This window comes from Fictibacillus enclensis, from assembly GCF_001457035.1.
GTDB classification, from domain to species: domain Bacteria; phylum Bacillota; class Bacilli; order Bacillales; family Fictibacillaceae; genus Fictibacillus_C; species Fictibacillus_C enclensis.
Map to the genome: position 1 here is coordinate 373,364 of NZ_KQ758619.1, position 20,814 is coordinate 394,177.

The 20,814-nt window shown below is 45.1% G+C and carries 19 protein-coding genes and 2 pseudogenes; 5 read left to right on the forward strand and 16 right to left on the reverse strand.

Translation table 11 applies throughout. The features are described from left to right. Positions 1–31: 31 nt before the first annotated feature. From AS030_RS17130 to AS030_RS17140, 3 genes are all read right to left on the reverse strand, one after another. On the reverse strand, positions 32–766 hold the full coding sequence (locus AS030_RS17130) for a ZIP family metal transporter (RefSeq protein ID WP_061973849.1): 735 nt from the start codon (positions 764–766) through the stop codon (positions 32–34). Between the two features lie 66 nt (positions 767–832). Further along, positions 833–2,167, reverse strand: a complete 1,335-nt coding sequence (locus AS030_RS17135) for a CitMHS family transporter (RefSeq protein WP_061973851.1) — start codon at positions 2,165–2,167, stop codon at positions 833–835. A gap of 166 nt (positions 2,168–2,333) precedes the next feature. Then, complete coding sequence (locus tag AS030_RS17140; RefSeq protein WP_061973853.1) at positions 2,334–3,203, reverse strand: LysR family transcriptional regulator; 870 nt, start codon at positions 3,201–3,203, stop codon at positions 2,334–2,336. A 152-nt stretch (positions 3,204–3,355) separates the two neighbouring features. Between AS030_RS17140 and AS030_RS17145 the strand changes: the two genes are divergently transcribed. Beyond that, on the forward strand, positions 3,356–4,510 hold the full coding sequence (locus AS030_RS17145) for a 2-methylaconitate cis-trans isomerase PrpF family protein (protein WP_061973855.1): 1,155 nt from the start codon (positions 3,356–3,358) through the stop codon (positions 4,508–4,510). On the opposite strand, the gene AS030_RS17150 is transcribed toward AS030_RS17145, so the two are convergent. From AS030_RS17150 to AS030_RS17170, 6 genes and pseudogenes are all read right to left on the reverse strand, one after another. Further along, positions 4,507–5,196 (reverse strand): DUF2238 domain-containing protein, encoded by a 690-nt coding sequence (locus AS030_RS17150; protein ID WP_240482380.1) that lies wholly within the window; start codon positions 5,194–5,196, stop codon positions 4,507–4,509. The two genes, AS030_RS17145 and AS030_RS17150, sit on opposite strands and share 4 nt — an antisense overlap. Next, positions 5,183–5,290: pseudogene (locus AS030_RS23750) on the reverse strand (SDR family oxidoreductase); the annotation flags it as partial. The pseudogene AS030_RS23750 and the gene AS030_RS17150, both read right to left, overlap by 14 nt. Positions 5,291–5,397: 107 nt before the next feature. After that, complete coding sequence (locus tag AS030_RS17155; protein WP_061973858.1) at positions 5,398–7,347, reverse strand: ABC transporter permease; 1,950 nt, start codon at positions 7,345–7,347, stop codon at positions 5,398–5,400. After that, positions 7,337–8,098 carry an ABC transporter ATP-binding protein gene (locus AS030_RS17160; RefSeq protein ID WP_061973860.1) on the reverse strand — a complete coding sequence of 254 codons (762 nt, stop codon included), beginning with the start codon at positions 8,096–8,098 and terminating at the stop codon, positions 7,337–7,339. Before AS030_RS17160 ends, AS030_RS17155 begins: the two co-directional genes overlap by 11 nt. Positions 8,099–8,202: 104 nt before the next feature. Continuing rightward, positions 8,203–9,207 carry a sensor histidine kinase gene (locus AS030_RS17165; protein ID WP_061973861.1) on the reverse strand — a complete coding sequence of 335 codons (1,005 nt, stop codon included), beginning with the start codon at positions 9,205–9,207 and terminating at the stop codon, positions 8,203–8,205. Continuing rightward, positions 9,204–9,893, reverse strand: a complete 690-nt coding sequence (locus tag AS030_RS17170; RefSeq protein ID WP_061973863.1) for a response regulator transcription factor — start codon at positions 9,891–9,893, stop codon at positions 9,204–9,206. Before AS030_RS17170 ends, AS030_RS17165 begins: the two co-directional genes overlap by 4 nt. A gap of 176 nt (positions 9,894–10,069) precedes the next feature. Here AS030_RS17170 and AS030_RS17175 point away from each other — a divergent pair, with 176 nt between their 5' ends. Beyond that, positions 10,070–10,372: a DUF4176 domain-containing protein gene (locus tag AS030_RS17175; protein ID WP_061973866.1), complete on the forward strand. Its 303-nt coding sequence runs from the start codon at positions 10,070–10,072 to the stop codon at positions 10,370–10,372. A 147-nt stretch (positions 10,373–10,519) separates the two neighbouring features. Continuing rightward, positions 10,520–10,912 (forward strand): beta-galactosidase, encoded by a 393-nt coding sequence (locus AS030_RS17180; protein WP_061973868.1) that lies wholly within the window; start codon positions 10,520–10,522, stop codon positions 10,910–10,912. Between the two features lie 187 nt (positions 10,913–11,099). On the opposite strand, the gene AS030_RS17185 is transcribed toward AS030_RS17180, so the two are convergent. Next, positions 11,100–11,426: a hypothetical protein gene (locus tag AS030_RS17185; RefSeq protein ID WP_061973870.1), complete on the reverse strand. Its 327-nt coding sequence runs from the start codon at positions 11,424–11,426 to the stop codon at positions 11,100–11,102. Between the two features lie 209 nt (positions 11,427–11,635). Between AS030_RS17185 and AS030_RS24705 the strand changes: the two are divergent. Beyond that, positions 11,636–11,743 (forward strand): annotated as a pseudogene (locus AS030_RS24705) (hypothetical protein); the annotation flags it as partial. A 263-nt stretch (positions 11,744–12,006) separates the two neighbouring features. On the opposite strand, the gene AS030_RS17190 reads toward AS030_RS24705, so the two are convergent. Further along, positions 12,007–14,424 carry an ABC transporter permease subunit gene (locus AS030_RS17190; protein ID WP_141687114.1) on the reverse strand — a complete coding sequence of 806 codons (2,418 nt, stop codon included), beginning with the start codon at positions 14,422–14,424 and terminating at the stop codon, positions 12,007–12,009. A gap of 267 nt (positions 14,425–14,691) precedes the next feature. Here AS030_RS17190 and AS030_RS17195 point away from each other — a divergent pair, with 267 nt between their 5' ends. Further along, positions 14,692–15,237 (forward strand): Rok-like winged helix domain-containing protein, encoded by a 546-nt coding sequence (locus tag AS030_RS17195; protein ID WP_061973875.1) that lies wholly within the window; start codon positions 14,692–14,694, stop codon positions 15,235–15,237. 254 nt (positions 15,238–15,491) lie between these two features. Here the strand turns inward: AS030_RS17195 and AS030_RS17200 are convergent, their stop codons facing one another. The 5 genes from AS030_RS17200 to AS030_RS17220 all read right to left on the reverse strand — a co-directional run bounded on the left by AS030_RS17200 (position 15,492) and on the right by AS030_RS17220 (position 20,682). Continuing rightward, entirely contained in the window at positions 15,492–16,430 is a 939-nt protein-coding gene (locus AS030_RS17200) for an LCP family glycopolymer transferase (RefSeq protein ID WP_061973877.1), read from the reverse strand. 198 nt (positions 16,431–16,628) lie between these two features. Next, positions 16,629–17,246, reverse strand: coding sequence for a cell wall hydrolase (locus AS030_RS17205; protein ID WP_061973879.1), 618 nt, complete (start codon positions 17,244–17,246; stop codon positions 16,629–16,631). Positions 17,247–17,592: 346 nt separating this feature from the next. Further along, positions 17,593–18,573, reverse strand: coding sequence for a 2-hydroxyacid dehydrogenase (locus tag AS030_RS17210; protein WP_061973881.1), 981 nt, complete (start codon positions 18,571–18,573; stop codon positions 17,593–17,595). A gap of 15 nt (positions 18,574–18,588) precedes the next feature. Further along, the gene (locus AS030_RS17215; protein ID WP_240482381.1) at positions 18,589–19,893 is read right to left on the reverse strand and encodes an MFS transporter; all 1,305 of its coding nucleotides are present in this window, start codon (positions 19,891–19,893) and stop codon (positions 18,589–18,591) included. Positions 19,894–20,133: 240 nt separating this feature from the next. Continuing rightward, complete coding sequence (locus AS030_RS17220; protein WP_061973883.1) at positions 20,134–20,682, reverse strand: AAA family ATPase; 549 nt, start codon at positions 20,680–20,682, stop codon at positions 20,134–20,136. Positions 20,683–20,814 lie beyond the last annotated feature (132 nt).

A 20,814-nucleotide genomic window follows, 5' to 3' on the forward strand; every position in this document is an offset into this window, starting at 1 on the left:
TGACAGAAGTCAGAAGAGGGCTTGTTTTTTGTTATATTGTCGTCAAGATAAGCGAAACCAACAATCCGATGGCGGCGACCAGCCCGACAATGGATCCTCCTTCTTCAAAGGCTTCGGGCATCATGGTTGAACCGACCATGGTGATAATACCGCCTGCTGCAAAAGAGGCAATGATGGCCATGACTTCCTCTGAAGCATTTTCCAAAAAGAAATAGCCGCCCCACGCACTTAAAGTAGAGATGAAGAGAACAGATAACCAAAGAATCATAATTTTTTGTTTGCTCATATTGCTTTTCAGCATCCCTGACGTACTCGACAAGCCCTCTGGGATATTACTGATAAAAATGGCGATGACCAGCAGCCAGCTGACATTGTTGTTTTCGATAAGGCTGGCACCGATCATAATCGATTCGGGAATGGCGTCCATCACGGTTCCGATAAAAATCGCGAGGCCGGAACTGCTTTTCGAGGCATCATTTTGTCCGGCCGATCTCTTCCGCTGATGGCCTCCTTTTCGAGAGATAAAAAAATCCAGAAGGGTGAACATGATGGCGCCCACCAAAAAGCCAGACCCTGTTGGGAGCAAACCTCCCGACCGGACAGACTCTCCGAGTAATTCATATGTAGCTGCACCAATCAACACCCCTGTACCAAACGACATGATAAATCCTATCACTCGTTTTTTGATTGGGAAGGCTATGGCGGCAATTGCACCCAGCAGCACTGCTGAACCGGATATGGCCCCCCACATTGCGGCAATCCACATGTTTCCACCTCCTTTAGGCTTATTACAGTTTTACCCAAAGGAGGCGGAAAAGTAACAAATGCGAAGTCAGAGCAGGGTTAACGCTCCCGTAAGCAGAGCGAGACATGTGATAACCAACGCGGTCAAAATGGCCCATTTGTACGCAAAACGCTGAAACGCACTAATATCGACATTGACCATACTGACAAGCAGGAAGGTGGAAGCCACCAGCGGGCTCATTAAATGGACCGGTTGCCCCATAATGGAAGCCCTTGCAATTTCAATGGGACTGACCCCGTAAGCGGAAGCCGCCTCTGCAAGAATCGGGAGCACGCCGAAGTAATAGGCATCGTTGGAAAGAACAAAGGTAAACGGCATGCTGGTAATGGCCACGATCGCCGGGAACAGCGGTCCAGCCGAGTCCGGAATGATGGAAATGAGAGCCTGTGCAATCGCATCCACCATTTTAGTACCTGATAATATACCGGCGAACACACCTGCAGCAAACACAAGCAGTACAACGGTGAGTGCATTGTTCGCATGCGCTGCGATTCGTTCCTTTTGAAGATCTAGATTCGGATAGTTGATCATCAGCGCCATAATAAAGCCGACTAAAAATAAGGCTGGGGCCGGAAGTAAGCCCATTACTAAAACGGTCATTACAGCAATGACAAGTAATAAGTTGAAATAGCGGAGATGCGGGCGTTTGAAGCTTGCAGAATCACCATCTGCAGACATGGTTTCCTGGGCAGCGGCCAATTGTGAAAGGATCTCAGGATCTACCTTTTTATGCTTCAGATCGGCAATTCCAATCCGGCGTCGTTCTCTTTTTCCGAGAAGATACCCTGTAAAAACGACCCATAACGCGCCTCCGATCATGGTTGGCAGCAGGGGAATGAAAAATTCGGAAGCATCCAGCCCCATAACGGCGATGGCCCGTGTGGCAGGACCGCCCCAAGGGGTCATTCCACTCATGATGCTGAGCGAAAGCATGGATACGGTAGCCAGAATCAATGGATTCATCCCAATGCGGATATAAAGGGGAAGCAATGCGGAAACAGCGATCATATAAGTGGTGGTTCCGTCACCGTCCAACGCCACCAGTAAGGAAAGAATGGCTGTTCCCATGGCAATTTTTACAGGATCTCCTTTAACAATCTTAAGGATCTTTTCTACGAGTGGATCAAACAAGCCGGCATCAATTAAAATACCGAAAAACAAAATGGCAAAGAGCAGCAAAGCAGCAGATGGTGCGACGAGCTTCAGTCCGTCCATAATCATCGTGCCCAGCTTCCCTCCAAATCCGCCAAGAACAGCAAAGACGACAGGAACAAGAGTAAGAGAGGCGATCGGTGATAAACGTTTTGCCATGATCAAATACGTAAACACCACAATCATGATAATACCAAGAATAGCCAGCATAGTACGAAAACCTCCTCATTTCTGTATACGCTTTCAAAACTGACGATTTAAAAAGCGTCTAACATGTTTGTTCAAGAATAATACACGTCAATGAATAAGTTAAATATATATTTTTTTATCAATTTAATAAAAAATATTTATAACGTAACTATGCTGGTTAGACGCGCTACAAGGCAGTTGATGGTTCTTGATTCAAAAAATCAATAAATGCTTTGGCAACAGCCAGGTTGAGAGAATCGGGATGATACATCAGCCAGGTGTCACGAAGGACAGGTTCGTTATTTTTATACGAAAGCCCTTTAACAAAAAGGTTGTCTGAAGGCTGCAGGCAGATTTCAGGGACAATACCGAATCCGAGCCCGTGCTTCACCATCTCCTTGCAGGTTTCCTGGCGGTCCACTTCCATGGCGACAGAAGGCGGGCTGGCAAAGTTATCATGCCACCATGCGGTGATTAAATTATCGAGCGATGTATCGGTTTTATAGTGGATCAGCGGCAATTCTGGCAGGTTTTCCAAATTGACTTCAGATCTAGAGATCAGACATAGCCTTTCTTTTGTCAGCAAAAATTTATCTCCCCGCCAATGGTAATCTCCTCTTAACACGCCAACGTGGATACTGGAAGCATCCAGCAGACTCATAATTTTCGTGCTCCAGCCGGTATTGACCTTAAATTGAACATCGGGATAGATTTTAGAAAATCGTTTAAGAATATCGGGAAGGCGGTATTGCGCAAAATTACTCGATACACCGATTCGAAGTGTTCCTTTAACCGCTTGTCCGATATTTGAAATGTGATCTTTTGTCCTCTGCAGTTCTTCAATCATTTGCTCTGCATATTTGGCGAGATATTCTCCCTCTGCAGTAAATTCAATTCCTCTTTTTCGTTTATAGAACAATCGGGTATCAAAGGATTCTTCGAGATGCCTTAGCCGGTAGCTCAGAGCAGGCTGTGAAATGTAGAGTTTTTCTGCTGCCCGCGTAATACTTTTTTCCTCGTACAATATTTTCATTAGTGTCCAGTCTTTCTCGTCCATTCTTCTCACTCCTTTTTTTTATCCTATCACTCCTGTTTTTAGTTATAAATATTTTTTAAGGTTTTAGATAAATAATATGTATTTAATTTATCGGAAGAATTGGACTAAGATGAGTTCAAAGAGAGAAGAGCAAATCAGTTGAGGTGATGATGATGACAAAAGTTCCGGTAATCATTATGCGGGGAGGAACAAGCAAAGGCGCATTTTTCAATGAAAAGGATATGCCAGAGCAGCGGAAAGATTGGGAAGAGTTTTTGCTGGATGTCATGGGAAGCCCGGACAACATGCAAATTGATGGGTTGGGCGGCGCCAATTCACTTACCAGTAAAGTGGCCATCATAAAGAAATCAGAAGCAGCCGATGTGGACATTGATTATACCTTTGCCCAAGTGAGCATTGACAAGAAAATGGTCGATTTTAAAGGGAACTGTGGAAATATTTCTTCGGCGGTTGGTCCATATGCCATCGAACAGGGATTGGTGAGGGCAAGGGAACCGGTGACAAAAGTAAGGATTTACAATACGAATACAAAAAAGGTGATTATTTCTGAAGTGGAAGTAGAGGATGGAAGGGTGAAACTGGAAGGGAATTGTTCGATTCCCGGGGTGCCAGGAACCGGATCTCCTATTTATCTGTCATTTGAAGATGCCGAAGGATCGGTGACAGGCAGGGTGTTTCCTACTGGAAATGCCATTGATTTCATTGAGACATCGTTCGGTGCCTTTTGTATCTCTATCGTTGACGTTGCGAATCCGCTTGTTTTTGTCAAGGCGATGGATGTGGGGTTGAACGGAATCGAACTGCCTGATGACTATTCCCCGGATTCATTAGCAAAACTGGAAGAAGTACGATCAATCGCTGCTGAGCTTTGCGGATTTTGTTCAAGAGAAGAGGCGACGGATCAATCACCCGCTGTACCAAAGCTTACGATTGTTGCAGAACCAAAGGATTACATGGATCTTGCCGGGCGGAAGCGGAAAGCGGAGGAAATGGATTTGGTCATTCGGATGATGTCCATGCAGCGGCCACACAGGGCATTGGCCATAACGGGGGCGGTATGTACAACAGCGGCAGCTTACCTGGAAAACACCATTGTTTCCCGTATGATTTCAGACCGGAACAGCACCCTTCGCCTTGCCCATCCGGCCGGGGTCATGGAAACCCAGGCAAAACTCTATGAAAAGAAAGTGCACGCGATAAAGGTGGTCCGGACCTCAAGAAGAATTATGGAAGGTTACGTTTACACCAAAAAAGAGTATGCAATGGCAACAACAAAAAATCATAGAAAAGAACAGCTCGTATTTTAAACGCGATGACCTCTCCATTTGGCGTATAGTGCAGCAGCCAATCCACCCGCTACACCGGCCAGGAGATCCCCCATGGTATCTTTGTTCCCGCCGAGCTGCATGGTGTGGGTAGCTACCAGATCTCCGGTATATTCATAGATTTCCCAGAGGACTGAGGCAAGGGATGAAAAGGAGAGAATGAAAAGAAAATAAAGCCAGGGAGATACGCTGTCCCTGAGCTTTTCGGGCACGAACCGTTTGTAAAGCGACATGCCGCATAAGCCGACAAAGGCTCCTTTATAGGAATGAAGGGTGGTATCCCACCACGGAAACTTCAGATAAAACTGCATGATGCTGCCAAGGTACGTGGTACACAAAAGAAATAGAAAGTAACCCATAATAAGAACCAGAGGAAAGGGATTTCTTTTCAGAAAAAGCAGACCAAGGGGCAGCGCGCTGACTGCAATTCCGCCAAGAGCAACCTGCCAGCGGGAGGCATCATCTTTCATAAGGTAATAGATAAACAAGCCCAGCATAAATGCCATAAAAAGCAGACTGCTCCACACCAAAATTTTTCGTTCCACCACGTTCACCTGCCTCCTTGTACTGTTATCAGTATGGCCAACAGGGAAAATATGAAACAGGAAAAAGCCGCAAGCACCGTTGCTTGCGGCTTTTATTCCGTCGTTTCCTTTTGTTTGTTTCAAGGAACTGTCTGCCGGCTTCCTCTTCCTTTGTGCCGGCAAGGGAGTCGATGAGCGGCGTTTCAATGGTTCCCGGAGAAATGGAGTTGACCCGGATGCGTGTATTCCTCCAAAGTATGTGAAGTAAACATGAGGTGCTGATGGGAAGCGTTTACAATCATGGCATGGAAAAACGCCCCGTGCCGTACAGCGCGGAGGGTTCTCCTATAATGCTTCTTTGATGACTTTTTTATAATAAACGACCGACAGGATTCCAAAGATGGAGTAAAGTGCAGTGTACAGAACCATAACCAGGATGATGGGTGTCCACAGCTCAGTTCCAAAAAGGAACCATCCGGACTTCACGGCAAAATAACTGTGGATCAGCCCCAATACGAGCGGAATCCCGAAGTTGAACAGCTGCTTGAAACGAATGCCCTTCAGCAAATCTCCTCTCGTAAACCCAAGCTTTCTTAAAATGGTGTAGTTCGGCTTTTCCTCTTCGCTCTCATCCATCTGCTTAAAATAGAGAATACAGCCCGATGTAATCAGGAAAGTCAATCCAAGGAAACCAACGATAAACATCGTCAGACCCATATTCTGCTTTTGATCTTGAAGCATTTCCACTCTTGAGAATTGGCCTGCTTTAAACTGTTGCTTCTGAAACAGGTCATCCGCTTTTTGCAGCTGATTTTCGTTCGTGACATCAATCCCCACATAACGGGAAGGTTCGGTTTTAAGAGAGGGATCAAGCCCGTCTTTAAGCTCGCGAAACACAGAATCATTCACTACCGCTGTCGGTAATCCGCGTGTAAAAGGGATGGAGACGACCGAATCCTTCTTCATGCCGATGTAGTTTTGCAGGATCTTCTCCTTTTTGGTTTTCCATATGATTTGGCCGGAGTCTTTGATCTTAAAAAAGGATTTTTGAAGATCGGTCACGCCAGTCAAATACATGTCTCTTTTCGAGAGGTTTTGGCCATTTACACTGGAATCGCTGATCACTGAAATGCTCGTGTTTTTCGGATTGAGCCCTGTGGCTGTGGAGGAAGCTTCAAGCTTCGCCTCCATAACGGAGGATATATCCGCATTTATGTGGAGCACTTCAATGTTTGTTTCCTTGAAGCTAATATTATTTTTGTTTAACTCCTTCTTGAATGTGCCGGCCGCATCGGTGCTGGTGAACGAAAATTGGTTGGGCACATAGTTCCTGGCCGTTTTTTCAGCGGAATAGTAAGAAATATAGGTTAATGACAAGAGCCCAATGGCGAGTGCTGACACGGTTGTAATGATCGTCAGCAAAAGAGCGTTCGACTTCATCCGGAACATGATGGACGACAGGGAGAGAACCTCATTGACAGACAGATATCCATTTTTCTTTTTGCGGATCAGGTTGAACACAAACCTTACAGATCCCTTATAGAACAAGTAGGTTCCCAAAATAACAGACCCGAGAATCGAAATCATTGCCAGATAAAGCTTGGCTTCGTTGTTGAAATCACCACCAAATAGCTTGGAGGATACATAATATCCCGCAATGATGAGAACCAGACCGAGTATTCCCATGATAATTTCCAGCACAGAGATTTTCTTTACTTTGCTTTCTGTCGATGAAACCGCGCGGAAGAGGGACAAAATGGTCTGTCTTTTGATAAAAATAAAGTTCGTTAACATGATGACGCAGTAGATGACGGCAAAGACTATGATCGTTTGGACCATTGCCTGTGCTGAGAAATGCAGGGTGGCAATGGCATGAACACCTGTAACCTTGTATAAAATCATGATGGCCAGCTTTGAAAAGGCAAAGCCGAAAAGGATGCCCAAGAGAACTGAGCCGAAGTATAGCAAGAAATTTTCAGCAGTGAGAATACGGAAAATCTTGCTTTTGGTCATGCCGATCAGCTGAAACAATCCAATTTCCTTGCTTCGTCTTTTAATAAAAATCTTATTCGCATATAAAAGGAAGATGGCAACGATGGCAATGAGTAAAACGGAAGCGGCTTTAAGTGCTGCTCCACCTTTAATCGATCCCTTTGCCTCATCCATGGATGGATCGTACTGCAGGGTTACAAACGCGAAATAAAGGGCGGCACTGAAAATCAGGGCAAAGACATAGAGATAATAGTTCTTCAGGTTTTTTTTCAGATTGCGAACGATCAGTTGATTAATGCTCATTCTGAACACCGCCAAGCACACCTTGTGTTTTCATAACATCCCTGAAAAATTCCTGTCTTGTCTGGTTTCCTTTGTGAAGCTGGGTGTACAGATGCCCATCCTTGATGAAAAGGATACGGCTGCAATAGCTGGCGGCCACAGGGTCGTGGGTAACCATGATGATCGTTGCGTTACGGCTCCGGTTCAGCTCAGCGAGCTTGTTCAGCAGGTCAGAAGCCGATTTCGAATCCAGTGCACCTGTCGGCTCATCGGCAAAGATGATGCTCGGCTCGTGGATAAATGCCCGTGCAGCGGAAGTGCGCTGTTTCTGTCCGCCGGAAATTTCATTCGGGTATTTGTCCTTCAGTTCATAAATGCCAAGCTCGTTCGCGATTGTATGGAACCGGTGATCTGCCTCGGCGGGGGAGGTTTTTGTCACGGACAATGGCAGCAGGATATTTTCTTTTACCGTCAATGTATCAAGCAGGTTATATTCCTGAAAGATAAACCCGAGATGATGCTTGCGAAATTCGGCCAGTTGTTTTTCTTTCATCCCTGTAATCTCATTGCCTTCAATCATGACGGAGCCGCTGTTGATCCGGTCAATGGAAGAAAGGACGTTCAAAAGGGTCGTTTTTCCCGATCCGGATGGTCCCATAATGCTGACGAATTCCCCTTTATCAAAACTGAAATCGAGTCCTTTCAGCACTTCTTGTTTGTTAAATTTATTGCCGTAGCTTTTGTGTAGGTTTTTGGCTTCTAATATGGTCATGCGTTCTGCACTCCTTTTGTTTCTTGATATCTAAAGTATAAAAGGAAAGAATTCTCACTTCCTTCGATTCGCCGAACAAAAGGGAAAAGCATGTGACAAAGATGTCACATGCCCGTAATCTTCAAGAAGTCGTTTGGTTTGGGGAACGACAGCGTAAATATGGTTCCTTTTTCCAGCTCGGATTGTACCTCAATCTCAATCAACAAAGAAACAGCGGCTTTTTTTGCCAGGTACAATCCCATGCCTGTAGCAGCATGATCCCCGTGGTGCGCTGTTGAAGTAAACCCCTTGTCAAAAATCCGAGGAAGGTCCCTCGGATCTATACCACGGCCATCATCCGCAATCCGGAGAAACGCTCTTTCGCCGTGCTTACCGGTGGAAATGACGATATCGGACTCCATGCTGTATTTGACGGCATTCGTTAGCAGCTGTCTTACAATGAAGGAGAGCCATTTGCTGTCACTTAAAACAACGGTTTCTTCCAGCTGCAGATCAAACCCGATCCCTTTTTGAATGCACCAGGATTGAAGGGTCTTTATTTCCGAGAACAAAAGATCCTCCAGGTCCACTTTTTCCACATACAAATCATTTTCCATAAAAGGGAGGCGCTTCTGGTGAAGCTGCTGGTCCAGAAGATAATGAATACGAAGCCATTCATAAAGAAAAGGGTTTTTCAGCTTTTCATCCTCCAGGCGGTCGATCATCAGCCGGAGAGCGGTCAGCGGCGTCTTCACTTCATGGATCCATCCCAGCAAATCGTCTTTTGCCTCTTCCGTTTCTTCTTGATAAAAGGCTGCTTTCTCCTTTAAATATGTACTCTGGCTGACCAGGCTGTTCTCTATGATTTTTTCAAACGGGGTTTCCGCTTCCGGCAGGCTGGTCAAATCAAAATCGTTCTCCCGTTCCTCCAGCCGCTGATAAAATTTCGTTTCCTTATGATAGCGAAAGACCAGGAACAGGGCGAACAGTATCAGTGACAGAAAAATGACGTAAAGCACCGAACCGGCAGGGATGGAAGAATCGATATAGCAAACGGAAAGAATAGCAAGCTGAAGAACGAGGTAAGCAGCAATCCAGCTGCGCCGTTCGGAAAGGAAAGCGCGGATCATGAGCTGCCCTCTTCTAAAGCCATATAACCCTGGCCGATCTTTGTTTCGATAGAGCTGCCCAAGCCAATTTCCTCTAATTTTTTTCGCAAGCGATTCACATTCACGGTAAGGGTGTTGTCGCTGATAAACCGCTTATCGTCCCAGAGGCTGTTGATCAGATGGTCTCTGCTTACAATTTTGTTTTTTTGTTCGATGAGCAATTTCAGGATAAACATTTCGTTTTTTGTCAGTTCCACGGTTCCATCGTCATTGGATACCGTATTTCGGTCATAATCGACCGCCGCTCCGGCCCATGTCCGGAATTCCGTTTTTTCAGCATTATAGTTATACACCCGGCGAAGAATCGCCTGTATTTTGGCAATGAGCACATCAAAATGGAACGGCTTCTGAACAAAATCATCCGCTCCAAACTGCATCGACATCACCATATCCGATGGATGGTCACGCGACGATAAAAAGATAATGGGTACGTTAGAATGCGAGCGGATCATCCGGCACCAATGAAAACCGTCGAATTTAGGCAGTTGAATATCCAGGATCACCAGGTCGGGATTAAGGTCTGTATACTCCTGAAACACAGAGTTAAAATCACTGATACCGTAAATCTCATAAGACCATTGGCTGAGCCGTTCTTTCATCTCATGAAACAGCGAGGTATCATCTTCTACAAGCAATAGTTTAAACATTTTCAGTTCACCACCCGATTGTATCCTTTTTCCCCATATTATAGCAAAAGGGTGATGGCTGCATAAGAACGAATGGATAGATCCTTGAAAATCGGGGAATGAAGGAGAATAGATATCGTATCCATAGTGAAAACGTGTGATGGAAATGGAAGAGAATAAGTGAAGGAGGGCAACCCATGACAGAAAAATTCCCGCTGCCGATCGGTACGGTTGTTACACTCGAGGGTTCTGACCGCCCCGTGATGATTTATGGCCGCATGTCGATCGCAGCTGATGAGGTGCTGTTTGATTATATTGGGTGCAGCTACCCAATCGGGCACAGTAACAGCAATAACAACGTCTACTTTCAGCACTGCAAAATCCAATCCATCCTTCATAAAGGCTATATCTCCGACGAAGAAGAGGATCTGAGCATCAAACTCGAAGTAGAACGCGAAAGGTTAAGAAATGATGAGGAAACTAGTGAAGAAGGAAATTGAGGAAAAAGCGTTCAGCAGGGCTGCCCGCTTTTTTATGGGGTGTTTTATGTGTGACCCGTTTGGTGAGTAAAAGGTTGGAATTCCGTGCCGTGGAAACCTACGTTCCGTGGAATGTTGCACGAACCGCGAAAAGGGGAGTTCAGGGGAATGGGAGTTTGGCGGTCTGCCTGCATCGCTGCTACGGGACAAAACATGGAACTGCGCTGCTCCCATTCTGACTTTTTAAAGCATGTGGAAAACGATTACGATGTACTGATTCCTAAACTTGTTCCGTATTTTATTGAAAAAGGCGGTCCAGTCATCGGTATTCAGGTCGAAAATGAATATCACGGTTATGGTAAGGATGCCTCCTACATGGCTTTTTGGGGAGATGCAATGCGTGATCGCGGCATTGACGGGGTGCTGTTTACATCTGATGGGTCTGATATGCTGAAAAACGCTTCTCTGCCCGATGTTCTTGCGACCGTGAACTTTGGCTCTCGATCTGAGGAAGGATTTGAAAAGCTGAAAAAATTTCAGCCTAATTCGCCAGCCATGTGAATAGAATACTGGAGTCACCATTGGGACGGAGAGCATCATACGAGGGGAGGGGAGGATGCAGGCGAAGTGCTGGATGAAATGTTTAAGGCTGGAGGCTCCATCAATTTCTATGTTTCACGGAGGAACGTATCGTCGGCCGATACACCGAAATTCCAGATATGGATATACCAGGAACATTGCCCTTTGTTTAGCCAGGAAGCGATACAAACGTATCGCCAATCGAATCGGATGTAAATGTTCCTTTAAAAATCCTTGGATAACGGCAATTCAACATCCCTTTACCTTCCGAAGTATTACCAAGACACACTTCAGGTTCGAATTTATACATTCCCCAATGATAAATGTACTGATTGTTAAGCCAAATCCACTGTGTAATCCCTTTTGGTTCCTTCAGGTTTTTACCGTAATTGGCACGTCCCATGTTATCTACAGTATTTCCAGCATGTTTACAGGTTAAAGAGAATGAAAGATTCACCATTTGCTTTTCATCTTTCCTTATGCGGGTGTTCTCCATTCACATAAATGAACACCCGACCATTGATACCTCTTGTATCCATCTCATATTTCCCCGGAAATTCGACAGTAGTTTTATACAAAATATACCCATAGTTCTGGCAAGCCTGCTCCATAGGCAAAGGATAAACACTGTTCGTTATAGAGTCATGTCCCGCAGCCAGTCAAAACCAACATTCCATATCGCTCAGCGATACATCACCCTATGCATTTGTGAACAGTTTTAATCTGGGAAGATATTGGCCGGAAGGTCCGCAGGAAACACTCCATCTTCCAAGACCTAAAGAAGGGGAAAATGAAATCGTGTGCTCGAGCTGAAAGAGAGTAGTTTTTGAGTTAGCTTGGGCCGATTTTTGTTCGAACAGATACGTTTGTCGAATTTAGTCGTAATCAAATCAGGATAAACCATTTGAAAGTAAAAGGGTGATTTTTGAACATAAATAAGAGTTTTTAAAAATAAACTCGCCTTTTTTGAAAATAAAATACCCCTAATTGAAAAAAATTGTGCAGACACATAAATAGCGTCGCTTCCAATCAAAAAAACCGCGGCGGAAGTCAAATCCGGTGCGGTTTTCATCGTTTTACCTGAAATAATATTGATCCTGGAGGCTTAGCCACCAGTGTCCCTTTGATTTTTCGGTGAAAAGGACAAGATATCGTCCTTTGAGATAGGATAATGAATCTTTTGTCTCTTTCATCGGCTTCATTTTCATCGCCTCTTTAATATCCTTGCGGGAGCTGTCGTACTCAACCTGCATGCGGTTGATCACCCGGCTCAACCCGGAGGAAATAATGATTTGGTAGCCGTCTTCCTTGTAATAATATTCCGTTCGTTTCTCATAATCTTTCACTTTTATCGGCTTTCCATAAACGCCGTTAATGATCGACCGTTCCATTGGTCCGCCAATATAGTACTCTCTGACCCCATTGATCATTCCGTCAGCAAATTGGCTAATCGTGTCACGTTCGAGTTCCACAATGGGAATCTTCCGTTCTGTTTCCTTCGCTTCAACTTTCTGTGCGGAGACTGCTTTTGCTCTTTGTCTGAAGTCATCCGAAAACTTGTGAACGGCAAAGAAACACAACCCAACGGCTACAGCCACGATCACGAGGGAAGCAGGATGAAAGTACTTCTTTCTTTGCCACTGTAAATCCTCAATCGTCCTTTTCAACCCCTCAAGCATCAAGTTGACCCCGAAAATGGACACCGCAAAGAACAGAACAGGAATGATAAGAAGATACGGCCGGAGCATCATTTGCCGGTAGTAGGAGCCAATCAGGCCGGACCATTCATTCGACATGGACTTCGGTAAAAGATCACCGCCAAAGACCGTGTACTCTTCAAGAACGGTGCCGCCAAAAAAGATTTGCAGCAGCCCGAGGTGGGCAAACAAAATCAGGACGTACATGATTTGCTGAATGTAGATAAACCACAATTTCGGCAGCGTGTGCGGAAGGATATGCCTGGAAAAAACATGAAAGCGGCTGCCTCCGAGAACTTTCGCGCTGGTGACAAACTCACGGTAACTGATCAATTCCATTTCCGAACCGATCATCACAGACACCGCAGGAACGGCAACGAGCGTCAAGATCAGAATGTAAAAGGTGCCTTTTTGCCAAAACGTCATACCTTCTGAAAGAACGACCGCGTTCAGAATAAAATAACAAAGCAGCGCAACCGGTATATAATGGGTGGAATCGACAAGCCCTTTGAGCCATTCTTTCACCCTTTGATTCATGATAAAGAACAAATAGCCGCCAGCAAAGGATAGGAGAAGCCGGGCCAGGCTGATGAAGAAAGCAAGTCCGATCGTATACTTGGCACCTGATGCGATTTTATAAAGCAGTTCAAATCCAAACTGGTCGGTGCCAAACCAGAAACGGGAAGAAGGCTCAAATGGCGCGCGCCCAAGCGCATTGAATCCATCCTTGGCATATATGACTTGAGTTTGTGGAATCTCGTTGCCAAACGCATAGTTATGGATCAGGCTTAACGCGAGGATGGAACCGATGATGCAAAATCCAGCAACAAAAAGAGGCTGTGCAGCGACATATTGCAGCGGGCGTACGATTCGAACGAGCAAACGCTTCAGCACTCGCCACAACGGCTCCAAATTCAAGCTCGATTGAGCTGCGGCAGTTGCTGCCGCCTCGCTTTGCATGGCCCAACGGTTGGTAAACCACGATCCAAGGGCGAAAAACGCATACATCGGAAGGAAGACAAGCAGGGAGGCAACGGTAAAAATAGCTGGAAACCCGTGCTGATAGACAAAATTGGTGATGCCGCGAATGTTGAACAGGATTTCAATGACAAGCAAATTTGAAAGCATGAACCAAAGAATCATTTTGGACTGGTGAAAAAAGTGAATTAAGGTGTTTGGCATGATGTGATGAATCAGAATATAGAGACGTGAAAGTCCCTTGCTTTTTGCATTTTCGATATACGGTTCTTCCCACTCCTCTTCCATATGAAACAGCAGAATGCGCAGGGAAAGGATAATCGGCATCACACTTAAACAGAGAATCGGGAGAGTGTATGGCTGTGAATCTCCAAAGGCAACTACATCAAAAAGAAGCACATTTGTTTTTTTGTAAATCCAGATGATCAAAAATTGAATCAGCACCGTAATCAAAATATCGGGAAACGACTCAAACACAAACAGAATGGACTTGGCTCCCTGATACAATCGTTTAGGAAGCAGGGAAATCAGAATGCTGAGCAGGATCGCTAGAAATAGAGCCAGAAACAACGCGGAAAACAGCACTGTCATGGAATAGGTATAAGGCTCCCACACATCAGGAAAAAGCGATCGTTGGGCTGCCCCGGCTGGATAAGTAATATCAGCCAAATGGGACAGCTGGCTCAGCAACTCTTTCAATCCATCCGTATACTTGCTGAATTGAAAAGATGTTCCGTTAAAAGCAAACGGAACAGCCCCCATCAGCAAGATGCCAAGGATGGATGTAACAAATGTGATAAACATGCGTTTTATCAGCATAAAATGGAAAAATCCTCCGATCAAAAAGGTAAATGAAGGCACAGTGAATCAGTACCCCATACCTAGAATATGTTCCATAAATTTACACTAATCTCCTTCTTTTGACGCGTTAATTTTAAAGAAACCATCATTCGATATTACATTGTCGAAAACTTGGAACCTATTACCTGTGGAAATTGCTACAATTAGCCACTATTTATCTCAATATCTTGTGATACTCTAGTAATGAATGAGTAGATACATATAGAAATATGGGGGGATTTTACATTGTCTAGTGAAAAAGAAGCATTGCTTTTTCGTTTGCAGCAGATGGAGGAAAAAGAACGATTTTTCCTGAAAGAACTTCAAAAAGAAAGAAATGAAATATATGATCGGCTGCGGGAAATTGACAGCCAGCCAAGCCTGTCATCGTTGGCTGCATTTAAAGAACCGGTGAAGGTGAGGGAAGAGGCAGCTGTTGCAGTAGAAACGGGAGTGCTGGAGGATGAAGCACCGACGGCTGTTCCTGGAAAAAAAGAGGTGGTGGAGTCATTACCCTCATCAAGCAGCAGTTCTGCTGCAGCTGCTCCAAGACCAAAGGTTTCAAACGTCCAAGCCGTAAGAGATGTTCTGAAAGACAGCAGCAAGAGCCTGACCATTTCAGAAATCAGACGTGAACTGGACAGGCAATATGGCTTATCACCAGCCAACCTGACAACCATCCTTTACAAGCTGAAAAAAGAAACGGATGCGATCACTAGCCCGGGCAGAGGCGTTTATTTTTATCAAGAGCCTGTGAACGCAGAAGGTGAAGAGCTTCAAGAGGAAGAATAAGAGAGATGATGAAACCCCATGCAGACTATTATGCTGCGTGGGGTTTTCTTATCTTTTTATGAAAACGATGTGATTGGTGAGTAAAGGTTTAAAACGGTGAGTAAAATCTGAATTTCCGTGAGTAAAGTCTTTAATATGGTGAGTAAGCAAAACATTTCCGTGAGTGAACACAGGAAAACGGTGAGTAAACGCTAAACCCTCGCCAGCACGCAAAAAAAGACCACCCCGGAGGGCAGCCTTCTTCATCTAATTTATTAAGAAATCTCCAATTGTTCCTTCAGCATCGTCTGGATGCGTGTGCGTTCTTCATCCGGTACGATAAGATAATAGATGCCGTTGATCATTTGGCCGTTTCCTTTGATCTCTACGTTATCCACGTTGTTGCGGGCACCTTTGTATTTGGACTGAATGTCTTTCATTTCATCAAAGGTCAAGTTGGTTTTGACGTTGGAACCGATCACGTCCAGAATGTCTCCCATTTTTGTTACGGAAGAAACCTGGGCTCCTTCGTTAATGATCGCTGAGATCACTTGGCGCTGGCGGGCGTTACGGCCAAAGTCGCCTTGAGGATCTTCTTTTCTCATACGGGTGTAAGCCAATGCTTCTTTACCGCTTAGCTTTAACTCGCCTTTCGGGAAGTTATAACCGTCGTATTTAAACGCCAGGCGTTCGTTGTCGACTGTTACTCCGCCAAGCGCATCCACTAATCCCTGGAAGCTTTCCATGTTTACTTTTACATAATAATCGACCGGAACATCAAGGAAGTTTTCAACGGTCTTGATGGCCATTTTTTCTCCGCCAAATGCGTATGCATGGTTGATCTTGTCTTCTTTGCCTTTTCCAACAATCTCGGTGCGCGTATCACGCGGGATACTGGTCATGACCATTTTGTTTGTTTTTGGATTGACTGTAACTAAAATCAATGTGTCCGAACGGCCTCGGTCGCCTTGTCGCTCATCGACCCCAAGAATCAGGATGGATAGGGGATCACCTTTGTCAGGTGTCAGCGCACCTTTACGCTTGTCCGATCCATTCCATTCAGAACCTTCATGCATTTTGTTGGCTGTGCTTTTTACGGAACCATAGACATAGTAAATTCCGCCTGCAGCAATAAGCACGATTACCCCTATAACGATTAACGCAATCTTTAAACCAGAGCGCTTTTTCTTGCGCTTTGCTGAACGACTATCCATTTCATCAACCTCTTCTTTATTAGTAACGGCTAAAATTCATAGCATGTTTTATATCGGATTAATTTCAATATCTTTTATAATATAACAGAAAATTACAAGTTTGCTAGGGATTATTGAAAGATTATTACAGCAAATTTTTAATTGCACGCCAAAAAAGCCGATCCTCATCAAGAGGATCGGCTTTAGCTTATAAAAAAATTATTTAGCAAAAATATGATTGCCAATGCGTGTAACGCTTTGTCGTTTGAAAATCCACTGGTTGGTTGCCGTGTTTGGATTGTAATAGAAAACGGAACCGTATGTAGGATCCCAGCCTTTTAAAGCATCAACGACTGCACGATATGAATCGGGGCCGGGAGATAGATTGTATTGGCCGTCATGAACGGCAGTAAACGCGTTTGTCTGGTTGACAACACGGTAGGCATCCTTTGGAAAACGGCGGTCTTCCAGGCGGTTCAGGATCACGGCAGCAACTGCGACTTTACCAATATAGGATTCTCCGCGTGCCTCTCCGTTGACCACCCTTGCCATAATGTCCAAATCGTTTAATTTTCTCAGTGTTTTAGGACCGGCTACTCCATCAGGAACAAGTCCGGCTGCCTGTTGGAAGTTCGTAACAGAATTTTTGGTAAGAGGACCAAAGTATCCAGTCACCGGGCCATGAAAATAGCCGGCGTTTTTCATCGTATGCTGCAGAGCGGTGACTTCCCGGCCGGTGCTCCCTTTTCCCAGCATTTGAGCGTACGACAAGCTTGGTGTGGCTACTAGTGTGAACCCCATGACGACTAAAACTGCAATTCTTTTTACAATCTTCATCAATCTACATCACCTCTCGCTATTTTTTTACGCTACCGTTTTACAGTAGCAGACAAATCATACTGTAAAATCCAACTTTAGGTTTATTTTGGAATGAGAAGGAAGTAACTTTTTTTCCTTTGATAAAGGGACCTGGGCACTATTTACCATGTACGATTAAATGGTCCATCCTATTGTTTTTAGTATCATTGGCGGAGGAAGCCATCTTCCCGTAATGTCCGAAACCCCTCCAGGGAACAGCCTTCAGGAGCTGTATACGCTTCACGAAGAACTGAAGGTTAAAAAGAAGAAAATACAGGTCGCCGAGCAATACGAAGCCAGGCCGCTAAAATGACCTGGCTGTTGTTTATTTCAATACTCCTTTTAGTTCACCTACTACAGAGGCCGGTTCTTTGCCGGTTACGGCTGCAACCAAATTCTCGACGGCAAGCATGGCCATATCAAATCTCGTTTGGTAGGTGGCCGATCCGATATGGGGAAGGGTCACCACATTTGGCAATTCGAGCAGCGGGTTATCCGGCGAAACTGGCTCCTGGTCGAAGACGTCGAGGCCGGCAGCAAGGATTTTCCCATTTTGAAGAGCTTCTGTCAGTGCCCCTTCGTCGACTGTTTGTCCACGGGACGTATTAATAAAAATGGCTGACTTTTTCATTTGGGCAAACTGCTCCCTGCCCATCAGATGCTTTGTTTCTTCGGTAAACGGAACCATCAGCAGCACAAAGTCCGACTTCTGTAAAAGTTCTTCCTGTGACACATAGGATGCATCCAGTTCTTTTTCTGTCTCCATCTTTCTGTGGCGGTTGTGATACAGAATATCCATGTTGAAGCCGAATTTGGCACGGCGGCCGATCGCCTCGCCAATCCTTCCCATGCCGATGATACCCAGCGTCTTTCCGTGGACGTCCACACCAAACAGCGGTTCATCACTTTTCTTTTCCCATTTTCCGTCCTTCACGAGCTTGTCGAGCTCAGGTACACGGCGGGCCGCAGACAGCATGAGCGCGAGGGCTAGGTCAGCCACGGTCTCGTTCAACACGTCCGGTGTGTTCGTCCCGATGATGTTCCTTCGTTTCATGGCATCCGTATCAAAATTGTTGTAGCCGACCGAGATGTTGCTCACGACTTTTAAGTTGGGCGCATGATCAAGCAGTTCATCATCGATCTTTTCCCCGGTAATCAAAAGACCTTCTGCTTGTCCCAGCTTCTGCAGCAGCTCGCTGCGGGGAATCGGCTCCGAGCCTTCCCATTTATCGTAGGAGCAGTGTTCAGCAATATAGTTTTCGACTTCTTCTGGTACAGGTTTTGCCAGGTAAACATAAGGTTTCAAGGATGTTCCTCCTTTTTAGTTTTCAATCGGTTTGTTCACGATGAACCAGTAGCACAAGGCCGCACAGCCAGCAATAACGCCTCCGGAAATAAAAGCCAGAGAGTAGGAGCCGGTAGAGTCGACGATCAGGCCGGCGATGACAGGAGAAAACGCGCCGCCAAAATACCCGCCAAAGTTTTGAATGGACCCGACAGATGCGACCATAGACGGCGGGGCAATGTCCCCGGCCAGCGCCCATGCACTTCCAGTCATCGCTGAAATAAAGCAAAGAGCAAGGGTAAGCAGAGCGATCGTCATGGCAAGGCTCTCGACAAACGGAACAGCGCATACGACGATAGCAGCACAAATGGCACTTACACTAATCGCAATGCGTTTTGCCTTGATCGGTGACGCCATTTCTTTGTCCACCATCTTTTTGGTCAGGTAGCCTCCGAAAATGTTGCCGAAGATTCCACCTACCCAAGGAATCCCTGCATAAATTCCCAGTTCTTTTAGTGTAACACCATGAACGTTCGTCAGGAACAGGGGAAGGAAGACAAGGAAGATGTTCCAGATCCAGATGGTGCAGAAAAAGCCGAGAATCATTCCCCATACACTCCGGTATTTGAACAGCTCTCTCCATTTAATTTTGGAGGTTTGGATGCTTTGCTCAGAACCTGCCCCATCCGACTGGATATAGTCCAATTCCTGTTTGGTCAGCTTGCGGCTTTGGTCCGGATTTTTGTAAAAGACGTAGAATCCGATGGCGAATATGATGCCAAGAACGCCAGTGATGTAAAAAAGGGCTCTCCAGCCAAACGTAACCATGATGAATACGAGCAAAGGCGGTGCAATAGCAGGGCCCCACTTGGAGGAGGAGTCCCAAATGCCTGTTGCCAGCCCGCGTTCCTTTTTCGGAAACCAATAAGACGTGATCTTTGCCATCGTCGGAAAGCACGGTGCTTCACCGACACCGAGCAGCACGCGGGCGAAAATGAACGTGCCCATCTTGGATACTGCGCCTGTCAGCATTGTCGCTCCGCTCCACCAAATCAAGGCCAGGGTATACACTTTTTTCGTGCCAAACCGGTCGATCAGCCAGCCCGCCGGAAGCTGCATGAGGGCATAGCTCCATGAAAAAACAGTGCCTAATAAACCGATATCCGTGGCAGTCAGCCCCAGATCCTTCATCATTTGCGGGGCAGCGATCGAAAGGTTCGCACGGTCAAGATAATTGATAATACCCCCGATCAACAGCCAGATAACGACCGTCCACCGAAACTTCTTTGCCAAATTGGCCGTTTTTACCTGCTTGGTTTGCAGATTTGCTTCCATAGCCATACCTATCCCTCCTAAATTTATTAAAACGCCTTAATTGGCAGCGCTTTCAAAATGATAAAAATGAGACAATCTTCTGTTTGGACAGGGAGGCAAAATCTTCATTAGTTTTATAATATAAAACTAAGTTTTGATAATATAACAAAAAAATAAACAGATAATTCTGTCGATAATTTTATTATGGTCATAAAAGTTTGTCAATCGTTCTGGAAATAATGGGTATAAAGTCCTGAGGAGAAGAGATTATGGATAGAGTCTTTTATATTCCTTTCTGATTTCTTCGTACAGTTCTTCAACAGGTTGGGAACTATCAAGCTTAAGAACGGGGCTTTTTGATATTGTCATGAGATACGTATGCTGAGCAAATGTGCCTGCACTGCTCTTACTTTTTGCCGTGTAATAGGTTTTGCACCACTCTAAAAAGTCGTTTGTGTACTCTCTGTTTTCATCAAACCACCATGATTTATTTCGATTTTCCCGTTGGCGTTCTCTATCTCTTAACCGTTTTAATCGGATGGTTTCATCAAGTGAAAGAAAAACCAGGAGCTCCCGGCTGCAAAAGCCCTGCGGATACCATGAATCGATAGAACCGGAGACCGCATAACTGCTGAAAGACTCCATGTCTTTTTGATACATGTCCAACCGCTTTTCAATCGGATGATTTTCAGTAAAAGTATCATCTTTCCACAAATATTGATCGGTATCGATCCATTTAATCTTTTCTTTTTCACTAATGTATTGGGCCAACGTGCTTTTTCCGGCTCCAGACCCACCGATGATTTGTATTTTCACTGTCATCACCCCCTATTTAATTAATTTTACGAGATAGAAACTGTTCAATCAATAACGGATTATTTTTTATGAAAATGACGTCATATGCAACTATTCTTTGTCGAACCGCAAGTAATATTTACCTTCTCACAA